Below are 19,478 nucleotides of genomic sequence, written 5' to 3' on the forward strand. Positions count from 1 at the left end.
AGAAGGCGATAGTCTTCTTCTTTTTCACCAATAAGGAGAGAGTAACATGCGTTTATTACATACAGCGGATTGGCATTTGGGGCGAACGTTAGAAGGCCGAAGCCGTCTAGCTGAGCAAGCACAGTTTTTAGATGAACTGGCAGACATTGTGGAAGAGGAAAAGATAGATGCTATTCTCATGGCGGGCGATGCCTTTGATACGGTCAACCCTCCAGCAGCTGCAGAGCAGCTTTTTTACGAAAGTATGTCTAGGCTGAGCAACAATGGTAAACGTCCAATTATTGTTATTGCGGGTAACCATGATAATCCAGATCGGCTTTCGGCAGCTTCTCCATTAGCTGTTCATCAAAATATTACGCTTCTTGGTTTGCCTACTACCGATGTAGAAAGCATTCACATTCCTACATCAGATGAAATATTAAGGGTTGCGGCTCTTCCTTACCCATCTGAATCTAGATTAAAAGAACTGTTAGCAGAAGAAAATGATGAGCTGGCTCTTCGAAATTCATATGATGCCAGAGTAAAAGGTATTTTCGATAAAATGAGTGAGCAGTTTACTACAGATAGCGTTAACATTGCGATGAGCCATATTTACGTAGCAGGAGGAAGTTCAACGGACTCAGAACGTCCAATTGAAGTAGGAGGAGCTTATACGGTGGCGGCAACTAGTTTACCTGCCAACGCTCAATATGTAGCGTTAGGGCATTTGCATCGTCCGCAAATGATCAATCGCGCCCACACTCTGGCAAGGTATTCCGGTTCACCTCTTGCTTACAGCTTTTCGGAGTCAGGATACGCAAAGTCGGTTACCATTTTAGATGCTAAGCCAGGAAAAGAGGTTGAGATGACTGAAATTCCATTATCTAGCGGAAAGCCCTTGACGCGTTGGAAAGCGAAAAACGGATTGGCAGAAGTATATACATGGCTTGATGAGCAAAAAGATACGCAGGCATGGGTTGATTTAGAAGTTCACGTAGAAGATGCACTTTCACTAGAAGAAATCCATCGTCTTCGCAAGCTTCATCCAGGCTTTATTCATATCCGTCCGGTATTCAAAGCAGAAGAACTAGCACTTGAAACACGTTCACAGCGCGAAGTGCCAATCGAAGAACTGTTTACAAAGTTCTACAGCAGGCAAACCGGCGGAGGGGCACCTGATACTGAATTAGTCAAACTGTTTTTAACCTTGATTAACGACGAAGATATATCGGGAAAGGAGGATGAAAAATGAAACCTATTAACTTGACCGTTTCGGGGCTTCACAGTTTTAGAGAAAAACAAACTGTCGATTTTGAAGCGCTGTGTTCAGGCGGTGTTTTCGGAATATTTGGTCCTACTGGAAGCGGGAAATCCTCCATTTTGGATGCCATTACACTAGCTTTATACGGAAAAGTAGAGCGTGCAGCTAATAATACACAAGGAATTTTAAATCACGGGGAAAATGAACTGAAAGTATCGTTTACGTTCGAACTGGAAAATGCTAATCATAAAAAACGCTATACTGTTGAACGAAGCTTTAAACGGACGGATGAGCTGCGTGTGAAATCAGCTTCCAGTCGGTTGATTGAAATCGAAGATGAAACGTACGTATTAGCGGATAAAACAAATGATGTAAACCAGCAGGTACAGGAACTTCTTGGTTTAACAATTGATGATTTTACAAGAGCTGTTGTATTACCACAAGGAAAATTTGCGGAGTTTTTATCATTAAAAGGGACGGAGCGTCGTCAAATGCTTCAGCGTCTTTTTAATCTCGAGCAGTACGGGGATCAGCTTAGTAAGAAAATACGCTATCAAGTTCAGCAGCTAAAAACAGACCTAGATAAAATTACGGCAGAACAAACGGGATTAGGTGAAGCTTCAACAGAGAAAGTAACGGAAGCTGAGCAGCTTGTAAGTGATAGCATTGTACTTTTGGAAAAACGAGAAAAAGAAGCGGCTGATTTGCAAGAGCGATACGATCAGCAGGCGTCTCTTTGGAAAGCACAGCAGGAAAAAACATTGCTAGAAGAAAAGCTAGTACATGCTTCTAGACAGGAAGAGGAGATTAAACAAAAGCAGGATGTGCTGACGAAAGCTCAGCAGGCTGAGCGTCTTTTTCCTTATTTAGAAACATTTGAACAAGCTGAAAAACAGCAGAAGCTTTATGAAGATAAAGTAGAAAATTTAAAAGCACAAATTGTTCAAAAAAGTGAGGAATATAAGCGTTCGAATAGCTTATATGAGCAGGCTCGCTTGTACAAAAATGAACAGCAGCCCAAATTAGTTGTTCAAAAAGAACAGCTTCAACAAGCTTCTGATCTTCAAAAACAAATTAAAGAAGGTCAGCAAGAAATAAAAGAAGCGGAAGTTTCTCTTCAGCAAAAGCAGCAGGCACTTCAAGCGAAAAACGATGAATTAATGGAAGCGGATAAGCGGTATCAGCAAGGCTTGACTCTTCAAAAAGAGTTAAAAGAAGCATTAACAAAGGTGGAGATTCAACCTGATTATCGGCAGGCTGTTCAGCAAGCATTTTACCGTTATCAAGTATGGAATAATGATAAAAAAAATCTAGATGAAGGCCAAAAAACGTATAAAGAAAAAGCGGAACAGCTTCAGCATTTGCATACACAAAAACAGACACACCAAGAGAGATATCAGCAAACAATAGAACAAAGTAAAGCGTTATTTTCAGATATTCAAGGCTTGTATCATACTGTATGTGAGCGGGAAAAAGAGTTTCAGCAGCTTTTTCAACAAGCAGATCGTTTAATGAGCGATCTAAAAAGACGCAAAGAAAAAGAATGGTCACGCCGTCTGGCTCATCAATTAGCTGAGCAGCTGACCCAAGGAGAGCCTTGTCCAGTTTGTGGCTCTGAGCATCATCCTAACCCCGTGTTACACCAACAAGAAGATGACGTCACAACTGAGTCAGCGGATCAGTTCGAAGATCAAGTCAATCAATTGCGTGAACAGCGATTTAGCTATTCGTCGCTCAAAATGCAGCTTGAACAGCTAGCTAAACCTCTTGTTGAAAAAATACCTGAGTTAGCTGAGTTTATGAACGAAGCTGGCGAAGTTTCTGCTTTAGGAGAAATGGGTACAGATGCCTTTGGCCAGTATGCTAAGAAAATAGAAGTTGAAATCAAATCTCTTGAGCAGGATTATTTGCAGGTAAGTGAAAAACAGCAGGCAATTCTAGGGCAGGTACAAAAGGTCCAGCAAAGTCTTGAAAAGATTGAATTAGAGCTTGCTCATTATCAAAAAGAACAAATTGAATTAGAAGGAAAAGTCAATCAGCAAAAACAAGCGTTACAAGCAGGAAAAGAAGCTTTTCAACAAGATTATCCTTCCTTTGTATTTGAAGAGATGGAAAAAATTAATGAACAGCTAAATGAGCGAGAAAAAGAAGAGCAGACAATAAAGGCTCGAATTGAAAAAAGTAGCATATTTTTTGAAAATCAGCAAAAGAAAATCGAAGGTCTAAAAGAAGAGAAATATGCGGGCGAAAAAGAATTTACAGAATTAAAAGCAATGCTGTCTCATAAACAATCTCTTGTTCACTCGCAAATTGAACGCTTGCGTACGCTTACAGATCAAGAAGATATTGAACAAGCGCTGCAAAAAACAGTGCACTTACTTACGGAGTTAGAGACGAATGAACAGCAGGCGTATCAGCATTGGCAGACTGTTCAAAAAGCGTATCAAACGCTGCAAATGGATGAAAAAGCAGCGAGCGAATCTCTAGAAACAGCTCATATCCAGTATAAAAAAGCAGCTGAAAAATGGGAAGAAGCTATAGGGAATTCTTTATTCAGCGAAGGAAAAGAAGTTCAGCAAGCTTTGTTATCAAATGATGAGATGAAATTGTTGGATGAAACTGTTCAGGCTTATTGGGACAACATAAAACAGATGAAGTCATCAATTGAACAGTTAAATATCCAGCTGAATCACCAGTCCATAGAAGAGCAGCAATTTGAAGAAACTCAGCAGCTGCTTCATGATATAAAAGCGGCTGTAAAAGAAGCGGTTCAGCTTAAGGGAGCGGCTGAGCAAACGTTAAAAAGCGTCAAAGAACGACATGAGCGATTTTTAGTGCTTGAACAGAACCGTGAAGAAAAACAAGCTTTATTTGAACAGTATCAGAAGCTTCAAACAGTATTTAAAGGGAATGCTTTCGTGGAATATATTGCTGAAGAGCAGCTGATGTCCGTTAGCCGAGATGCTTCAGAGCGTCTGGGTATATTAACACGTCAGCGCTATGCGATTGAAGTTGATTCACAAGGCGGCTTTATCATGAGAGATGATGCAAATGGAGGGGTGAAACGTCCGGTTTCAACTTTATCCGGAGGAGAGACGTTTTTAACTTCGCTGGCTTTGGCCCTTTCATTGTCTGCACAAATTCAGCTAAGAGGAGAATATCCGCTGCAGTTTTTCTTTTTAGATGAAGGCTTTGGAACGCTTGATGGCGAGCTTCTTGATACCGTGGTTACGGCGCTTGAAAAACTTCAGTCCAATAATTTATCAATTGGAGTCATTAGTCACGTGCAAGAACTTCGGGCTCGGCTGCCAAAACGTTTGATTGTTGAGCCGTCCGAGCCTTCCGGCAAAGGAACTAGTGTAAGAGTAGAAACTTTATAGGGAAGGAAATCTATATGAAGAAAAAAGACAGGCGAATAGGAACATGCGAATTATGCGGAAGGCAGGATGTCTTGACGACCGTACATCATTTAACGCCTAAGGAAATGGGCGGAGCGTTTGAACCGACGGCAAACTTATGTATTCCGTGTCATAAACAAATTCATGCGTTATACACAAATGATGAATTAGCCATTCGTCTTAATACGATTTCTTTATTACAAGCTGATTCTAAAATTAGCTCTTTTATTAAATGGATTCGTAAACAGCCTTCTTCTAAATTACCTAAAACCAAAAAATCAAACAGCCGAAAATCCAAGTGAATAAAAAACCCCTTATCTGCTTTAGTAGCAAAGATAAGGGGTTTTTTTAAGCATTTGCCGCTATATTTTGATCGAATAAATCTGGATCTAACGTATTTGTTCCTGAAATGCCGTTATTTGTATTAACAAAGTTACCTGTATTTAAAGAGCCGGAGCCTGAGGCTGTTTTAGCAGCGCTTTTTGGAGAAACATAAAACGTATCTCCAAACGTTACGACACCGCCCCCGACGCTCGTGATACTAACGGGTCCGATTATTGCTGGCATGAGGTTCACACCCTTTTTTTCGTGATATTAGTTTAGTATATGAGCCATTTCTTAAAAGGTTCACTCACTGCCGCTAGGTGCTGAGGCAGCTTTTTTCGATGTTCCGGCTTCAGCTTCCTTTGAAGGTTCATCGTTGATCAGTTCACGAATATGCTTAATGCGGGCTTCTGCATAAACATTGCAGGTCGAGCCAACATGAATAACTGACGAGAATGAGCACCCTTTTATATCAATTCTGTTAACGCGGATTAAAGGTATTTCATTCCACGTTTGAACGGGAATAGGTTCGTAGTCACCATGGGGAATAGGCTCACTAAAGATAGCATAATCATCAAAATTTCCTTCTCTGCCGTAGAAAAACGGATACTGTCTCCGATCAGCTAAAGCTCTATTAAGTAAGTGAATTTCTGTTGAATCTCCAATTTGGCAAAAGGAGCTCGCCGACAAGGAATTAATTTCTATATAATTAACAGAAGATGTGCGTGAAAGCATACATAAGCTCCTTTATGATAACGATAGTGGGACATAAGGGCCGATAATCAAAGATTCAGCTGGCGTATCAAATGTTGAGGATAAAGAGATATAGTTTGCATCACCAATTAAAAAAAGAGAGGAAGAAGATACGCCTGTAATACTAACGTCTCCAACAAGCAATTCGCGGTTTACAACGTTAAAGTTCATGAAGGGGGTCCACCTTTCTTTAAAGATTCAGGTAAATACGTTAAAAATGCGTCAATTCCTTTTTTCATATCTTCATAAAGTTTACCGATAATTTGAGGTTTGATTTGTTCGAAATTTCGTTCCATTTCTTCCGGTTGAACTTGCTGTATATAAAAAGTAATTCGCTGCTGCAGCTGCTTTTTAATATCTTCTAAAATAAACTCGTAGTACGATTCATCAATCATCATCGAGCGCTCATCAAGCACATGTTGAACCATCGAAAATCCATGTTGATTCAGTTCACTTATAATCGTTTCGTGAATATCTGAGACCCACTGTTTTTCTAAGTGACGTTCCAATGGTTTTAAGCTAGGATTTTGGGGTCCAGGGCCTCCGGGTTGTCCCGGCTGCTCACCTTGAGGCGGCTGCCCTTGTGGCTGAGCTCCTTGCGAAAATGTTACTTCTGGTTTCTCATTAATAATGATATCTTCTAAATTGTCAGGTGTGAGAGGGTTTAATCCAATATTAAGTGTTCCATCTAAAGAATCAATTTTTAACTGTTCAAATTTATATTCAATTTTATCAATTTTAATAGGTGGCTGTTCACCTAACTCTTTTATTTTCTGCTGAAGTTCTTGTACGTTTTTTTCAAGCTGAGCAATTCGTCCTTCTTGCTGCTGAATATACGAAGACATTTGCTGAACATACTGATGTACCTGCTGAATATAGTCCATGTTATCCACCTTCAATCACCTCGATTTCCTTACCTTCTGATAAAGAAAATAGTTATATATATACATATGGCGCTGAAGGCTGTAACATGTCAGTCGTTGTCTCGAGCTGGAGGAGTTAGCGACTGTGAAAAAGGGGCTGGGGCGGCTCCTGCGCCGGTTCCTGGAGTAAAGGTAGAAGGAGAGACAGATCCAAGAATTCCTTTTTTTGTTTCAGTAGGTGCAGCGCCTGTAAATCCTCCTGTATTAAAGAGATTTGAGTTCGGTTTAATAACACCTACGCTTCCAATTTGAAGTACCGACGAGTTACTTACAGCACTAATCTTCATACTTTGAATACAGATACTTTGATTCACGTAAAAGTTCATAAGCATCCCCCTGTATGAGCTTCATTTCTATTATAGATTTCCAGCGACATTTTGGTCATTTACGTCATTGTCTGACGTATTGGTTGAGCTCTGCTGATTCACAACATATAATCCGTCACCTGTATTAAACGAACCTGCGCCAGCAAATGTTTTAGCAGTGGAAATAGGGGCTATTGTATAAACATCTCCAATATGAAAGACGCTGGCTGAACCAACACTGTTAAGATTAACAACACCAACAATGGCAGGCATAGGCAAACACCCTTTTAATTTAGTCTAGTAACAGCATATGAAGCCTAGATAAAAAGGTGATTAATGCTTTTTCCTTATCTATATGCAGAGGAGAAGTAAAACATTAAAAAGAGGAATGGAAATAGTAAACATTGAAGAAAAACTTTTGCGTTCGATATAATGTGAAGGCAATAATGAAATCATGTAAGGTGTGAAAGAATGAAACGTTTTAAAATGAATGCAGCTGATAAAGAACAGCGTATTGAAGCGGCGGATGTATTAAAAGGAATTGCCCTTATCGGTATTTTGCTCATAAACATGCCGAATTTTTATTCGCCTGCTTCGTATTACGACAATAATTTGTTAGACGGTTCAAGAATGAATTATGTTGCTAACGGATTAGTTGATGTAGTTGTAGGGCAGACAGGATACGCGCTGCTTGCTATTTTGTTTGGGTTTGGTTTTATGAAAATGTTCGAGCGTACATATGAAAGACAAATAAGTTTTACTCCTTTTTATGTACGAAGAATGGCGGCTTTGCTTATCGTTGGAGCCATTCATGCTTTATTTATTTGGCATGGTGATATGATTGTGATATACAGCTTTTTTGCTTTGATTATGCTGTTTTTTCAAGAAGCAAAGAAAGAAGTGTTATTAGCGTGGGGAACTGGAATATTTAGTATTTACGCTGTAATTATGACTGTTATTTTAACAGTAGCTGCTTTTGCTAATGAAGGAGAGACAGCAGCAGGAATTTACCAGCCAATTATTGATAAAGCTCTTCAAGTATATGGACACGGAAGTTTTGCATCAATCTTTCATCAGCGCCTGCTTGATTGGTACTACGCTTATAATTTAAATACGGTTCCTTTTATGTTTTTATCACTATTTCCGCTGTTTTTATTAGGCGGCTTTATAGCAAAAAGCGAATGGTTTAAAGAAATAGAAGAATATATAGTTGAGACAAAGTGGATTTGTCTTATTTCATTCATCGTATACGGAGCATCATCTGTATTGCCTTATACTTTAGATCACAATGTAGCCACATCCTATATTCACGATACAATCGGAGGAACGGCAGGAGCAATTTTTATTGTAACGTTGGTTACATTAGCTATGCGAAGCGTATCTATTCAAAAAGTCATGCAGCCATTTGCTTTTTTGGGAAGAATGATTTTAACTAATTATATTGTCCAGTCTATTGTATGTACATTTCTTTTTTACTCATATGGATTGGGATACTATGGGCATATTTCAATTGTAGAAGGTTTGTCTATTGCGGCGATTATCCTTTCTATTCAACTGCTGGGAAGCTGGATATGGATTAGCCTATTTTCAGATGGGCCCCTTGAAAAACTCATTCGGTATGCTACTTATGGACGAAGTCGCTAAAAATCCTTTTCCTTCCTTTTATTATTGGTGAAGGAAAGGTTTTCATGATATGATATTTTCAGAAAGGACGTGAGATAAATGGCTCCACTACATATTCATGTAACGCTTTGGACATTATTGATTATCTCGTTTGTGGTTTCGTTGATTTTACATCGAGCAGGTAAAGCTAAAGGTCAAAAGATCTTACATATGGTAGCGAGACTTTTATACTTATTAGTATTAGTGTCAGGTCTGCATATGTTAGCAGCTTGGTATCATTTTCAAGGCGCAGCTCTTATTAAAGGAATTGCCGGAGTGTTAGTGCTTGTTGGAATGGAAATGGTACTTGTTCGTACTGAAAAAAGCAAGCGTACAGGCGTTGCTTGGGCAGTTCTTGCAATTGCGCTTATCTTAGTATTCTATTACGGATATGTTGTACTAGGATAATAAAAAAGCTATCTTAAACAAGATAGCTTTTTTATTTTGCTTTAATCTAAAAAAAGATTCATTGAACGTTCTCCATCGTTAACCGTATATTCAAACCGGTCTAGATGATGCGTGCCTCGTTCGAATAAATGCTGAACCGCACAAATTTTTTCCTCATTGTCATAAATGATAAAATTAGCACCTTTTGTATCACCGTCTGTCGGTAAAAAACATAATGTGTTGTGACAGTAAATACAATCATAAAGAGAGAATTTTAATGAGTTTAAGTGATGAGTAAATGATAAAAAGGTCTCTTTCGGCAGTGATTGAAGCAGCTGTTCGTATGCATAAGGTAGCTTTTTGGTCAGTCTTAGCTTATCCCCATTTCGCAATAAATACGTTCCATCGTGAAGCTTTATTTGACGGTCATCAACCATAATGGCTTTTTCCCAGCGTGTATCAATAAGAAGTTCTAATGTATCATCCATTACTTCATGGAGCATGGAAGCTTCGTCACTTTCATCTTCAAAGAAAATCCACTGTGAATCAACACATTCAACCGTACCAATCACGAAGGAACGCGGCTGATTGTTCATAGCTTGTTGTTTAGAATAATGATTCATAATCAAACCTCCGTGTGAAATTTATCCATATTTTTTTATTGCCTAAAAAAGCTGTCTTTATAACTCGAAAGTGAAAATAAAATATAAGGACAATTCAACTGTACCTATTGCGTGCATACAATGGCATTATTTCATTCATAAACAAGAGCGTGAAAGAAAGGATGATAAACGATGTGTGGTATAACGGGTTGGGTCGACTTAAAGCGATCGCTTTTAAATGAAACAGCAACAATAACAAAAATGGCTGATACTTTATCGAAAAGAGGTCCTGATGACACCAACGTATGGACACAGCAGCATGTTGCCTTTGGACACAAACGCTTAGTCGTAGTAGATCCTCAAGGCGGAAGACAGCCGATGACGAGAGAAAAAAACGAACAGCTCTACACGCTTTGCTATAATGGGGAGCTTTACAACACAGAAGATATTCGGAAAGAATTAATAAAAAGGGGCTATCAATTTCAAGGGCATTCCGATACGGAAGTACTTCTAACATCTTATATAGAATGGAAAGAAGCGTGCGTAGATCATTTTAACGGTATCTTTGCGTTTTCAATCTGGGATGAAGCCAATGAAAAGTTATTTATAGCACGTGACAGAATGGGAGTGAAGCCTCTATTCTATCGATCTTATGAAGGCGGAATTCAATTTGCATCAGAATTAAAGGCGATATTAGCTCATCCTGAAGTGAAAGCGGAAGTAGGATTAGATGGATTAGCAGAAGTATTTGGCTTAGGACCTTCTCGTTCTCCCGGCCACGGCGTATTTAAAGAAATAAATGAATTGCGTCCGGCTCACGCGCTCACGCTTACGCGTAACGGGTTGAAGATTTGGCGATACTGGAACGTAAAAAGTGAGCAGCATACAGATGATCTAGGTGAAACGACAGAAAAAGTTAAATTTTTAGTGCAAGACGCTATTGTAAGACAGCTAGTTTCCGATGTTCCGGTTTGTACATTTTTATCCGGTGGAGTAGACTCAAGCGCCATTACAGCAATCGCTGCAAATGCGTTCAAAGAAAGCGGCAAGGGCTCTCTTCATACGTATTCTATCGATTATGAAGACAATGATAAATTTTTTAAAGCAAATGAGTTTCAGCCCAATTCTGATGGAACTTATATCAAGCTCATGTCGGATACGTTTCAAACAAATCATCACCGCTGCATTATTTCAACGGAGGACCTTGTGCAGCATTTAACAGAGGCTGTAGAGGTGAGAGACCTTCCTGGAATGGCTGATGTAGATTCATCGCTGCTTTGGTTTTGCCGTGAAATCAAAAAGGACTTTGTCGTGAGCTTATCAGGAGAATGTGCAGATGAAATTTTTGGAGGATATCCGTGGTTTCACCGAAAACACGATTTGTCTTCGGATACCTTTCCGTGGATGCGTTCATTAGATGCTCGAATTGATTTGCTGCAAAGTTCATGGAGAAAGAAATTACAGTTAGAAGATTATGTGCGTGCAAGATATGAAGAAACATTAAAGGAAGTGCCTGAATTAGAAGGTGAATCGTTAGAAGATGCGCAGCGGAGAAAGCTGTTTTATTTAAATCAGGTTTGGTTTATGACAACTTTATTAGATCGTAAAGATCGCATGAGCATGGGAGCGAGCTTAGAAGTACGCGTACCTTTTGCAGATCATCGTCTTGTGGAATATGCATGGAACATTCCGTGGGAGATGAAAATGACGGGCAATAAAGAGAAAGGCATTTTACGTAAAGCCCTTGAAGGGATTTTGCCTCATGACGTTCTTTATCGCAAGAAAAGCCCGTACCCTAAAACGCATAATCCTGCTTATACAAAGGCTGTAACTGTATGGCTTCAATCCCTTTTACAAGATAAACAGTCACCTCTTCATGAATTTTTTGATAAGCAGCAGTTAAAGCATATTATTGATACAGGCGGAGAAGGGTTTAAAGCACCGTGGTTTGGTCAATTAATGACAGGGCCTCAGCTGCTAGCTCATCTAGCTCAAATTCACGTCTGGTTTACTCACAATAATATTCAGGTTGTTGAATGACAGAACCCTCTCAGTACAGAGGGTTTTTTTTATGACATTAGTCATCTATTTCTCTTTTTTGTACGTTTAAGTAGAGAAGGAGACTGCAGTCTATTTTTGTATAACTTTACATAGATATAAAATAAACGCTTGAAAGCACCGAATAAAGGGAAAGTGTATTGAAACCCCGGAAAAATGGTACAAACGTCATATTTCAATGGTGTAGTTACTGGTAATTTTATGATTTGGATAAAGACAAGCAGTTTATCGTTGTGTTTAATAATAAAGGTTTGTATAATGTTTGTATAACTATTGTATAGGATTAGGAGTGTATGTATGCAAAAAAACGTAATCGTGATTGGAGCAGGTCCAGGAGGACTAGCGGCAGCGATGCTGTTAGCAAGTCATGGCTATAAAGTAGATGTATATGAAAAGCAAGGATACGTGGGCGGGCGAAATTCAGCGATTAAAATGTCAGGTTATACATTTGATATGGGCCCTACATTTTTGAGCATGCCACAGATTTTTGAAGAATTATTTCAAGCTGCTAATCGCAATGCGCATGATTACATGGACTTAAAACGTCTAAATCTCATGTATGAGCTTATCTTTGATGATGCAAAGATTCAGATGACGGATAACCATAAAAAGATGAAAGAAGAAATTGAACGTTTATACCCAGGAAACGGAGAAGGGTATGAGCGTTTCATGAAAGACACCGAAGCAAAGATGGCGGCTTTGTTGCCTTTATTGCAGGGCCAGATGGATCGTTTTCATCACTATTTAAAGCCCGAAGCAATTCGAGCACTTCCGCATTTATCCTTAGGTAAAACGCTCTATGATGTACTTGGCAAATATTTCACTGATGAGAAATTGAAATTAGCTTTTACCTTTCAATCAAAGTACTTGGGAATGTCCCCTTGGGAATGTCCAGGAGCCTTTTCTATTTTATCTTTTATGGAACATGCTTACGGTATCTTCCATCCAATAGGAGGAGTAAATCAGCTATCTCAAGCAATGGCAAAAGTAGTGGAAGAACATCAAGGGCACATCCACTTAAACCAAGGTGTTCAGAAACTCTGGGTTGAAAATAAGAGAGTAAAAGGAATTATTCTAGAAAATGGAGAGCGAATAGGGGCAGATGACGTCATTATCAATGGAGATTTTGCCCATGCGATGACGAATTTACTAGATGAAGGTACGCTTAAAAAATATGCAGTTAAAAAGCTAGAGAAGAAAAAATACTCTTGTTCTACTTTTATGATTTATCTAGGCATAGACAAACAGTACAAAGACCTGCCTCATCACACGATTGTGTTTGCTGAAGACTATAAGAAAAATGTAGAAGAGATCACAAAAACGTTAGCTCTTTCAGAAGACCCTTCCATCTACATCCAAAACCCAGTTGTAACAGACCCAACTTTAGCGCCGGAAGGAAAGTCCGCTCTTTATATTTTAGCGCCGGTTCCGAATAATTTCAGCGGTGTAAACTGGGATGAAAAACAAAAAGCTTTTCGAGATGCAGTATTAAAAATTGTAGAAAAGAAAACGGGTTTCAAAGATTTAGAGAGTCATATTGAAGTTGAAAAAATCATTTCACCTAAGCAGTGGGAAGAAGACGTGCTGGTTTATAAAGGAGCGACATTTAACCTTGGACATCAGCTCACTCAAATGATGGTGCTGCGTCCGCATAATAAATTTGAAGAATTAGAAAACTGCTGGCTAGTTGGAGGAGGAACTCATCCAGGGAGCGGTCTACCAACTATTCTGGAATCATCTCGCATTACGACAAAGCTCATCTTAAAAAGAGACGGACAATTACTGAATGAGCCGTTTAAAAACATGAAGGAAATGGAGAGTGCATTATGAGAACAGCAATTGTTGGAGGCGGCATAGGCGGTTTAATCACCGCTTTGTTATTAAGTAAACGAGGTTTTTCTGTTGATATTTTCGAAAAAGAAAACAAGCTGGGCGGCCGGCTGGCGTTTGTAGAAAAAGACGGTTATAAAATTGATGAAGGCCCAACAATTGTCTTATTGCCTTTAATGCTTAAACGTATTTTAGATGAAGCGGGCATTTCTGCTTCTCAATATGAACTAATACGCTGTGATCCACTTTACGATATTCACTTTCCAGATGGAACGACCTATACCAAAAAAGCGACTGAAAAAGATCAGTTAGAGGAGATTAGCCGTTTATTTCCAGGTGAAGAGCAAAACTACCGGCGCTTTATGGAGGAGTTAAAAAAACGATTTGAATTAGGAAGCAAGGCATTTTTGGAAAAAACATTTGTAAATAAACGAGATTTTTGGACATGGCAAAACATTAAGACATTAAAAAAAATGAATGCAAATAAATCAATGAGAAAATTTGTTTCAACGTATTTCGATGACGAGCGTCTAGTAGATGCTTATTCTCTGCAATCTCTCTATATTGGAGGGAATCCTTATTCGGCACCAGCTATTTATTCCCTTGTTCCTTACAGTGAGCACGCTCACGGCATCTATTATGTAAAAGGTGGATACGCAAGTCTTGTGCCACTTCTTGAAAAGGCGCTAATGGAGCAGGGTGTAAACATTCATTTGAATAAGGCGGTTCAGGAACTTTCTATATCAGGAGACAAGACAGAAGGGGTTATTGTTGACGAAAAACTTTACCCATTTGATCAAGTTATTTTAAATGGAGACTTTCCTAACATGGCGAAAATTGCTCAAAAAAAAGAAAAAAAATATGTACCTTCGTCCAGCTGTCTGCTGCTTTACCTTGGTTTGAAGAGAAGATATGATCATCACAATGTACATCAATACTTCATGGGCAATGATTTGGCTAAACATATGGAAGCGGTGTTTAAGCATAAAACGATTCCTGAAGATCCAGCTATTTATACATTTAATCCCTCTGTTATTGATCCGTCGTTAGCTCCTGAAGGAAAAAGTGTACTGTATGCACTTGTACCGGTTCCATCAGGTGGACATATTGACTGGAGCAATCAGCAAGAATTTGTTGATAGAGTTATTTGCACCTTGGAAGAAAAAGGGTTTGAAGACCTTCGTAAAGAAATAGAGTGGGTACAAGTACGCACGCCAAATGATGCGCAAGCATTTGGACTTTACGAAGGCGGAAGCTTTGGTATTGCTCCTGAGCTGTTTCAATCAGGCGTATTCAGACCCCAGTATCAGCCGTACGAATACAAAAATGTTTTTGCGGTCGGAGCATCTATTCATCCAGGCGGAGGCGTGCCAATTGTTATGCAAGGAGCAAAAATGTTGGCTGATCATCTTATTGAACAATCGTCTATTCAAACGGTTGCAAAGCTCTCTTAAGATCTTGTGAAGCCATAAGGAAATGATGGTTTATCCTTTAATAGAGAAAGGGGTCCTATATGATGAACATTTCGTTAGACAAAGCGTACAATCAGTGTGAAGAAATTATTAAAGAAAACTCAAAAACGTTTTATAAAGCTTTTTCCATGCTGCCGTCAAAACAAAGAAAGGCAGTATGGGCGGTATATGCATTTTGCCGTCAAGTTGATGATATTGTAGATGAAGGAAGCAACCCTGAAATAGAGCTGCAGCAATTCGAATCAGAATTTGCCCGGTTTAAAAATGGAGAATTATTAAACGAAAGCCCCATGTGGGTAGCTCTGCGAAATGTATTTGAACAATATGAGATGAATGTTCAAGCGTTTGATGATATGATTACCGGCCAGCGAATGGATTTAGTAAAAAAAGAATACGATACGCTTGATGAAGTGAAAACATACTCCTATCACGTAGCGAGTACGGTAGGGTTAATGCTGTTACCGATTTTAGCTCCAACTACTCATAAAGAATTAGAAGAAGAAGCAGTTGCATTAGGCATTGCGATGCAGCTGACCAACATTTTAAGAGACGTGGGAGAAGACCTAGAGCGAGGGCGCATTTATTTACCGAAAGACCTTATGAATTCTTACGGATATACGCGCACGCTATTAGAGAACCGGTGGGTCACTTCTGAATTTATAGAAATGTGGGAGCACATGGCCAAAGAAGCGGAAATGTATTATATAAAAGGGCTTCAGTCGATTCATAAATATCCCGTGGCTTCTCGTTTACCTCTTACAGGAGCGGCGCATCTATACCGAGCGATTCTTGATAAAATTCGAAAAGAAAATTATGACGTATTTACAGAAAAGCACTTTGTCACAAGTCAAGTGAAAAAGAAAATTATGACATCTATTTCTACGGGGTAACGCAAAGGAATTACTTTTCCTTTGCGTTACTTTTTTTTGAAAAGATATGAAAGCGTTAACTATTATGTAAATAAGAAAAAAGTCTCATTTTTACGATATATTAACTTGAATATTCAGAAAATTAACTATATGATAATATATATAACATTAAATGTGAATAAAACTAACATGAAAGAGGGATTACGATGAAAAAAGTAGAAGCTATCATTCGTCCAGAAAAATTTCAAGCACTGCGCGTAAAATTAGAGGAAGTAGGAATAAACGGATTAACGGTCTCAGAAGTGGCAGGCTGCGGTCAGCAAAAAGGAGAGCAGGGACTGTTCAGAGGACAAAGTTTTGAAATAAAACTAGTACCTAAAGTCAAAGTAGAAATGATTTTAGAAACAGAACAAGTTGATGAAGTCATTAAGATCATTCAATCAATTTGTTCTACGAATCAAATAGGCGACGGAAAGGTTTTTGTATATCCGGTAGAGGATGCTGTACGAATTAGAACAGGAGAAGCAGGTATAGAAGCAATTTTATAAAAAGAGAGTGTTATTTTAATAGAGGGGGAGTTAAGCGTTGAAAAAGAAAATTAGTGCGGTTTTGTTTATTAGTTTGTTGGCAGCAACACGCGTTAATGCCGCTGATCCAACTGTTGAATCAGTCAGCGCATCAATTGATATGATGTGGGTAATGTTTGGGGCAGTATTGGTGTTTTTAATGCACGCAGGGTTTGCAATGGTTGAAACAGGCTTCACTCGTTCGAAAAATTCGCTTAATATCTTAATGAAAAATATGCTAACGGTAGCTGTATCCTCCGTCTTGTATTTTGTAATTGGTTTTGCTCTTATGTTCGGAAGTTCTAAAGGCGGATTTATCGGTTCAAGCGGTTTCTTTTTAAATGGAGAAAGCGATCAAATGAGCTTTTTTGTCTTCCAAATTGTTTTCGCAGCAACGTGCGCTACGATTATTTCAGGAGCGGTAGCGGAACGTATGAAATTATCCAGCTATATGCTGCTCACAATTGCGATGGTAGCTGTTATTTATCCAGTTGTAGGCCACTGGGTATGGGGAGGAGGATGGTTGTCTAAACTAGGCTTCGTAGATTTTGCAGGGTCGACAGTTGTTCATTTGACTGGAGCTCTTGGTGCGGCTGTAGCAGTTGCTTTTCTAGGAGCACGCCTTGGAAAGTATGGAAGCGATGGAAAAGTCAATGCTATTCAAGGACATAACATTCCACTTGGCGCATTAGGTGTATTTATCCTCTGGTTTGGCTGGTTTGGATTTAATGGAGGAAGTACATTAGCAGCGGATCCTGCCCTTGTACCAGGAATCATCGCAACTACATTAATGTCTGGGTCATGTGGAGTCCTGTCTTCTGCTTTATATACAAAGTTTCGCTACAAACGTATTGACGCTAGCTTAACATTAAACGGTGCCTTAGCTGGACTTGTAGGGATTACAGCTGGAACAGCAAACGTATCGATTCCAGGTGCGATCGTCATTGGGCTAATTGCAGGAATTATTCTAGTAGAAGCTGTGCATCTTATCGATAGCAAAATGAAGTTAGACGATCCAGTTGGCGCTATTACTGTTCATGGAATTTGCGGTATTTGGGGGACGTTAGCAGTGGGGCTGTTTGATACGACTAATGGTTTATTTTATGGCGGCGGCATACAGCTATTAGGTATTCAAGCTCTTGGAATTATAGCTGTGATGGGCTGGACAATTGGAACGGTTGGGTTATTCTTATTTGTTCTCACGCGTTTTTCTTCTATTCGAGTATCAAGCGAAGAAGAAATTGCTGGTTTAGATTTTGCTGAACACGGTTCATCCGCCTACGAATTTCGTGAAAGTTTTGTAGCGACAGGAGACGGTAATCTTCATCCTGAATTTGGTGTTGGATTGATTGATCGATTAAATAAAGTTGGTAAAGTATCGGACAAACCTCATATATCGAACGTAAATGAGACGGTATAGCAGTATATAGATGGAAAAAAGTGATTAAAAGTAAAAACTTTTAATCACTTTTTTTGTTTTTATCAACTTATTTAACAATAATGTAAGCGTTAACGTTATAATGGAAACAAAAGTGAGTTTGAAACAGTTCGTCTATAGGAGGGGAATAGATGAAATGGAAAAGGACAAGTATGCTACTTATACTATTATTGCTTTTTGGAAGCAGCGCCTCAGCGCAAGATCATAAAGATATACGTGATGAGGTGATATACTCATTGATGATTAACCGTTTTTATAACGGAAGTGAACAAAATGATCGAAATGTTAACTATGAACGCTCAGATGCCTATTATGGAGGCGATTTACAGGGAGTAGCACAAAAGTTAGACTATATTCAAGAGATGGGATTTACCGCTGTTTTATTGACTCCTTTTATGGAAAATGACGAGACAGGCTATCATGGATATGCGGTGACCAACCATTATAAAATAGACGATCATTTTGGAACGTTAAAAGACTTACAAAATCTTGTGAAGAAAGCACATGAGCGCAATATAAAAATTATGGTCGAATTTCCTTTGACAATCAGCAACGATCATACCTGGTTAGCAGATGAAGGAAAACAAACATGGATAAGTAATGAATCCGGTACAGATAACGAAGTAATTAAAGCATTGCCTCATCTTAATCTAAAAGAAAGCGCTGTGCAGAAATACCTTATTAAAAATGCTGCTTGGTGGAGAAAACAAGCAGATATTGACGGATATTACGTTAAAGATATCGATCAAGCTCCTTCTGCATTTATTTCATCATTTTCTCAGACGCTAAAAAGCATGGATCCTTCTTTTCTATTAATAGGAGAAATAAACGGGCAACGATTTAAAAAAAATGAGCAGACTGATTCGTTAGGAATGGATTTGCTTGTAGATAGAACGCTAGCCGAAGCCACTGCCGCTACGTTTAGCGGTACTAATCATCCGCAGAAAATGTTGTATGACAAGTGGGGAAAAGGAAGTAATCAGCCTTTAGCCAACTTTTTAGATGATGTTCATAGCACACGTTTTACAGCAAAAGCATTAAAGAGTGAAAATCACCCTGGAGCCCGAACAAAGCAAGGGCTTTCCTACCTTTATACTTCGCCGAGTGTACCAATCGTTTTTTATGGAACAGAAATTGCGCTGAATGGGGGAAAGGGAGCAGAAAATTATGGCATGATGAATTTTTTAGCTAATCCTGATATTATAGATCATTTGAAAAAACTGGCTGAACTTAGAGCAAAGTCACCCTCCCTTCGAAATGGAAGCTTTACCCTTGTTTCTGAACAAGAAGGTGTGGCTGTATATAAGAGAAAATATGAGGATGAAACGACGTTTGTTGTGATTAATAATACAAAGGAAACATCGGCCATTAATGTCCCGCTTGAAAAAGTTGGAAAAGGAAATGAACTAAGAGGGTTAATAACGGAAGGAATTATACGGCCAGTTGACGATGTATACAACATTTCATTGGAGCCTGAGACCACAAATATATATAAAGTAGTGAAAAAGTCAGGGCTTAATATTGGATATATCGCAGCGGTTGCCGCTGTTTATACGGGATTTGGCATCTTTTTGTACAAAGCATCGTCAAAAAGAAGACAAGAAAAGAAAATTTTTCAATCTCGTAAAAAGGACAGCGCGTCGTAGTTGTC

The 19,478-nt window shown here is 38.9% G+C and carries 19 protein-coding genes; 12 read left to right on the top strand and 7 right to left on the bottom strand.

Features of this window, described 5'->3' with window-relative positions:
* The first annotated feature begins 46 nt into the window (after positions 1-46).
* The 3 genes from U9R83_RS03280 to U9R83_RS03290 are packed head-to-tail and all read left to right on the top strand — an operon-like array spanning position 47 to position 4,940.
* Complete coding sequence (locus tag U9R83_RS03280) at positions 47-1,231, top strand: exonuclease SbcCD subunit D (protein WP_014461641.1); 1,185 nt, start codon at positions 47-49, stop codon at positions 1,229-1,231.
* Positions 1,228-4,620 carry an SbcC/MukB-like Walker B domain-containing protein gene (locus U9R83_RS03285; RefSeq protein ID WP_140451667.1) on the top strand — a complete coding sequence of 1,131 codons (3,393 nt, stop codon included), beginning with the start codon at positions 1,228-1,230 and terminating at the stop codon, positions 4,618-4,620. The genes U9R83_RS03280 and U9R83_RS03285 overlap by 4 nt, the downstream gene beginning before the upstream one ends.
* A gap of 14 nt (positions 4,621-4,634) precedes the next feature.
* A complete protein-coding gene (locus U9R83_RS03290) occupies positions 4,635-4,940 on the top strand; it encodes an HNH endonuclease (RefSeq protein WP_013081707.1) in 306 nt (101 codons plus the stop codon).
* Between the two features lie 46 nt (positions 4,941-4,986).
* Here U9R83_RS03290 and U9R83_RS03295 read toward each other — a convergent pair whose 3' ends face one another.
* From U9R83_RS03295 to U9R83_RS03320, 6 genes are all read right to left on the bottom strand, one after another.
* Positions 4,987-5,205, bottom strand: a complete 219-nt coding sequence (locus U9R83_RS03295) for a spore germination protein (RefSeq protein ID WP_013055353.1) — start codon at positions 5,203-5,205, stop codon at positions 4,987-4,989.
* Positions 5,206-5,265: 60 nt separating this feature from the next.
* Positions 5,266-5,697: a spore germination protein GerPE gene (locus U9R83_RS03300; RefSeq protein ID WP_014461639.1), complete on the bottom strand. Its 432-nt coding sequence runs from the start codon at positions 5,695-5,697 to the stop codon at positions 5,266-5,268.
* Positions 5,698-5,709: 12 nt separating this feature from the next.
* Positions 5,710-5,886, bottom strand: a complete 177-nt coding sequence (locus U9R83_RS03305) for a hypothetical protein (RefSeq protein ID WP_013055355.1) — start codon at positions 5,884-5,886, stop codon at positions 5,710-5,712.
* Complete coding sequence (gene gerPC / locus U9R83_RS03310) at positions 5,883-6,599, bottom strand: spore germination protein GerPC (RefSeq protein ID WP_014461638.1); 717 nt, start codon at positions 6,597-6,599, stop codon at positions 5,883-5,885. The genes U9R83_RS03305 and gerPC overlap by 4 nt, the downstream gene beginning before the upstream one ends.
* 89 nt (positions 6,600-6,688) lie before the next feature.
* The gene (locus U9R83_RS03315; protein WP_014461637.1) at positions 6,689-6,964 is read right to left on the bottom strand and encodes a spore germination protein GerPB; all 276 of its coding nucleotides are present in this window, start codon (positions 6,962-6,964) and stop codon (positions 6,689-6,691) included.
* Between the two features lie 30 nt (positions 6,965-6,994).
* Positions 6,995-7,216 (bottom strand): spore germination protein, encoded by a 222-nt coding sequence (locus tag U9R83_RS03320; protein ID WP_013055358.1) that lies wholly within the window; start codon positions 7,214-7,216, stop codon positions 6,995-6,997.
* A gap of 198 nt (positions 7,217-7,414) precedes the next feature.
* On the opposite strand from U9R83_RS03320, the gene U9R83_RS03325 reads away from it, so the two are divergent.
* Both U9R83_RS03325 and U9R83_RS03330 read left to right on the top strand, forming a co-directional pair.
* Complete coding sequence (locus U9R83_RS03325) at positions 7,415-8,587, top strand: DUF418 domain-containing protein (protein WP_208732742.1); 1,173 nt, start codon at positions 7,415-7,417, stop codon at positions 8,585-8,587.
* Positions 8,588-8,665: 78 nt separating this feature from the next.
* A complete protein-coding gene (locus U9R83_RS03330; protein ID WP_140451665.1) occupies positions 8,666-9,013 on the top strand; it encodes a DUF1516 family protein in 348 nt (115 codons plus the stop codon).
* A gap of 41 nt (positions 9,014-9,054) precedes the next feature.
* Here the strand turns inward: U9R83_RS03330 and U9R83_RS03335 are convergent, their stop codons facing one another.
* Entirely contained in the window at positions 9,055-9,615 is a 561-nt protein-coding gene (locus tag U9R83_RS03335; protein ID WP_014461634.1) for a DUF2777 domain-containing protein, read from the bottom strand.
* A gap of 171 nt (positions 9,616-9,786) precedes the next feature.
* Between U9R83_RS03335 and asnB the strand changes: the two genes are divergently transcribed.
* From asnB to U9R83_RS03370, 7 genes are all read left to right on the top strand, one after another.
* Positions 9,787-11,634, top strand: coding sequence for an asparagine synthase (glutamine-hydrolyzing) (asnB, locus tag U9R83_RS03340; RefSeq protein ID WP_014461633.1), 1,848 nt, complete (start codon positions 9,787-9,789; stop codon positions 11,632-11,634).
* A 315-nt stretch (positions 11,635-11,949) separates the two neighbouring features.
* On the top strand, positions 11,950-13,482 hold the full coding sequence (locus U9R83_RS03345; protein WP_116741876.1) for a phytoene desaturase family protein: 1,533 nt from the start codon (positions 11,950-11,952) through the stop codon (positions 13,480-13,482).
* Entirely contained in the window at positions 13,479-14,936 is a 1,458-nt protein-coding gene (locus U9R83_RS03350; protein WP_115653045.1) for a phytoene desaturase family protein, read from the top strand. Before U9R83_RS03345 ends, U9R83_RS03350 begins: the two co-directional genes overlap by 4 nt.
* Positions 14,937-14,995: 59 nt before the next feature.
* Positions 14,996-15,844, top strand: coding sequence for a phytoene/squalene synthase family protein (locus U9R83_RS03355; protein ID WP_042992336.1), 849 nt, complete (start codon positions 14,996-14,998; stop codon positions 15,842-15,844).
* Positions 15,845-16,029: 185 nt separating this feature from the next.
* Positions 16,030-16,371 (top strand): P-II family nitrogen regulator, encoded by a 342-nt coding sequence (locus tag U9R83_RS03360; protein ID WP_014461630.1) that lies wholly within the window; start codon positions 16,030-16,032, stop codon positions 16,369-16,371.
* Between the two features lie 37 nt (positions 16,372-16,408).
* On the top strand, positions 16,409-17,809 hold the full coding sequence (locus U9R83_RS03365; RefSeq protein WP_042992335.1) for an ammonium transporter: 1,401 nt from the start codon (positions 16,409-16,411) through the stop codon (positions 17,807-17,809).
* A 149-nt stretch (positions 17,810-17,958) separates the two neighbouring features.
* The gene (locus tag U9R83_RS03370; protein WP_140451664.1) at positions 17,959-19,473 is read left to right on the top strand and encodes an alpha-amylase family glycosyl hydrolase; all 1,515 of its coding nucleotides are present in this window, start codon (positions 17,959-17,961) and stop codon (positions 19,471-19,473) included.
* Positions 19,474-19,478: the final 5 nt, after the last annotated feature.

This window comes from Priestia sp. LL-8 (assembly GCF_036227845.1).
Classification (GTDB): Bacteria; Bacillota; Bacilli; order Bacillales; family Bacillaceae_H; genus Priestia; species Priestia zanthoxyli.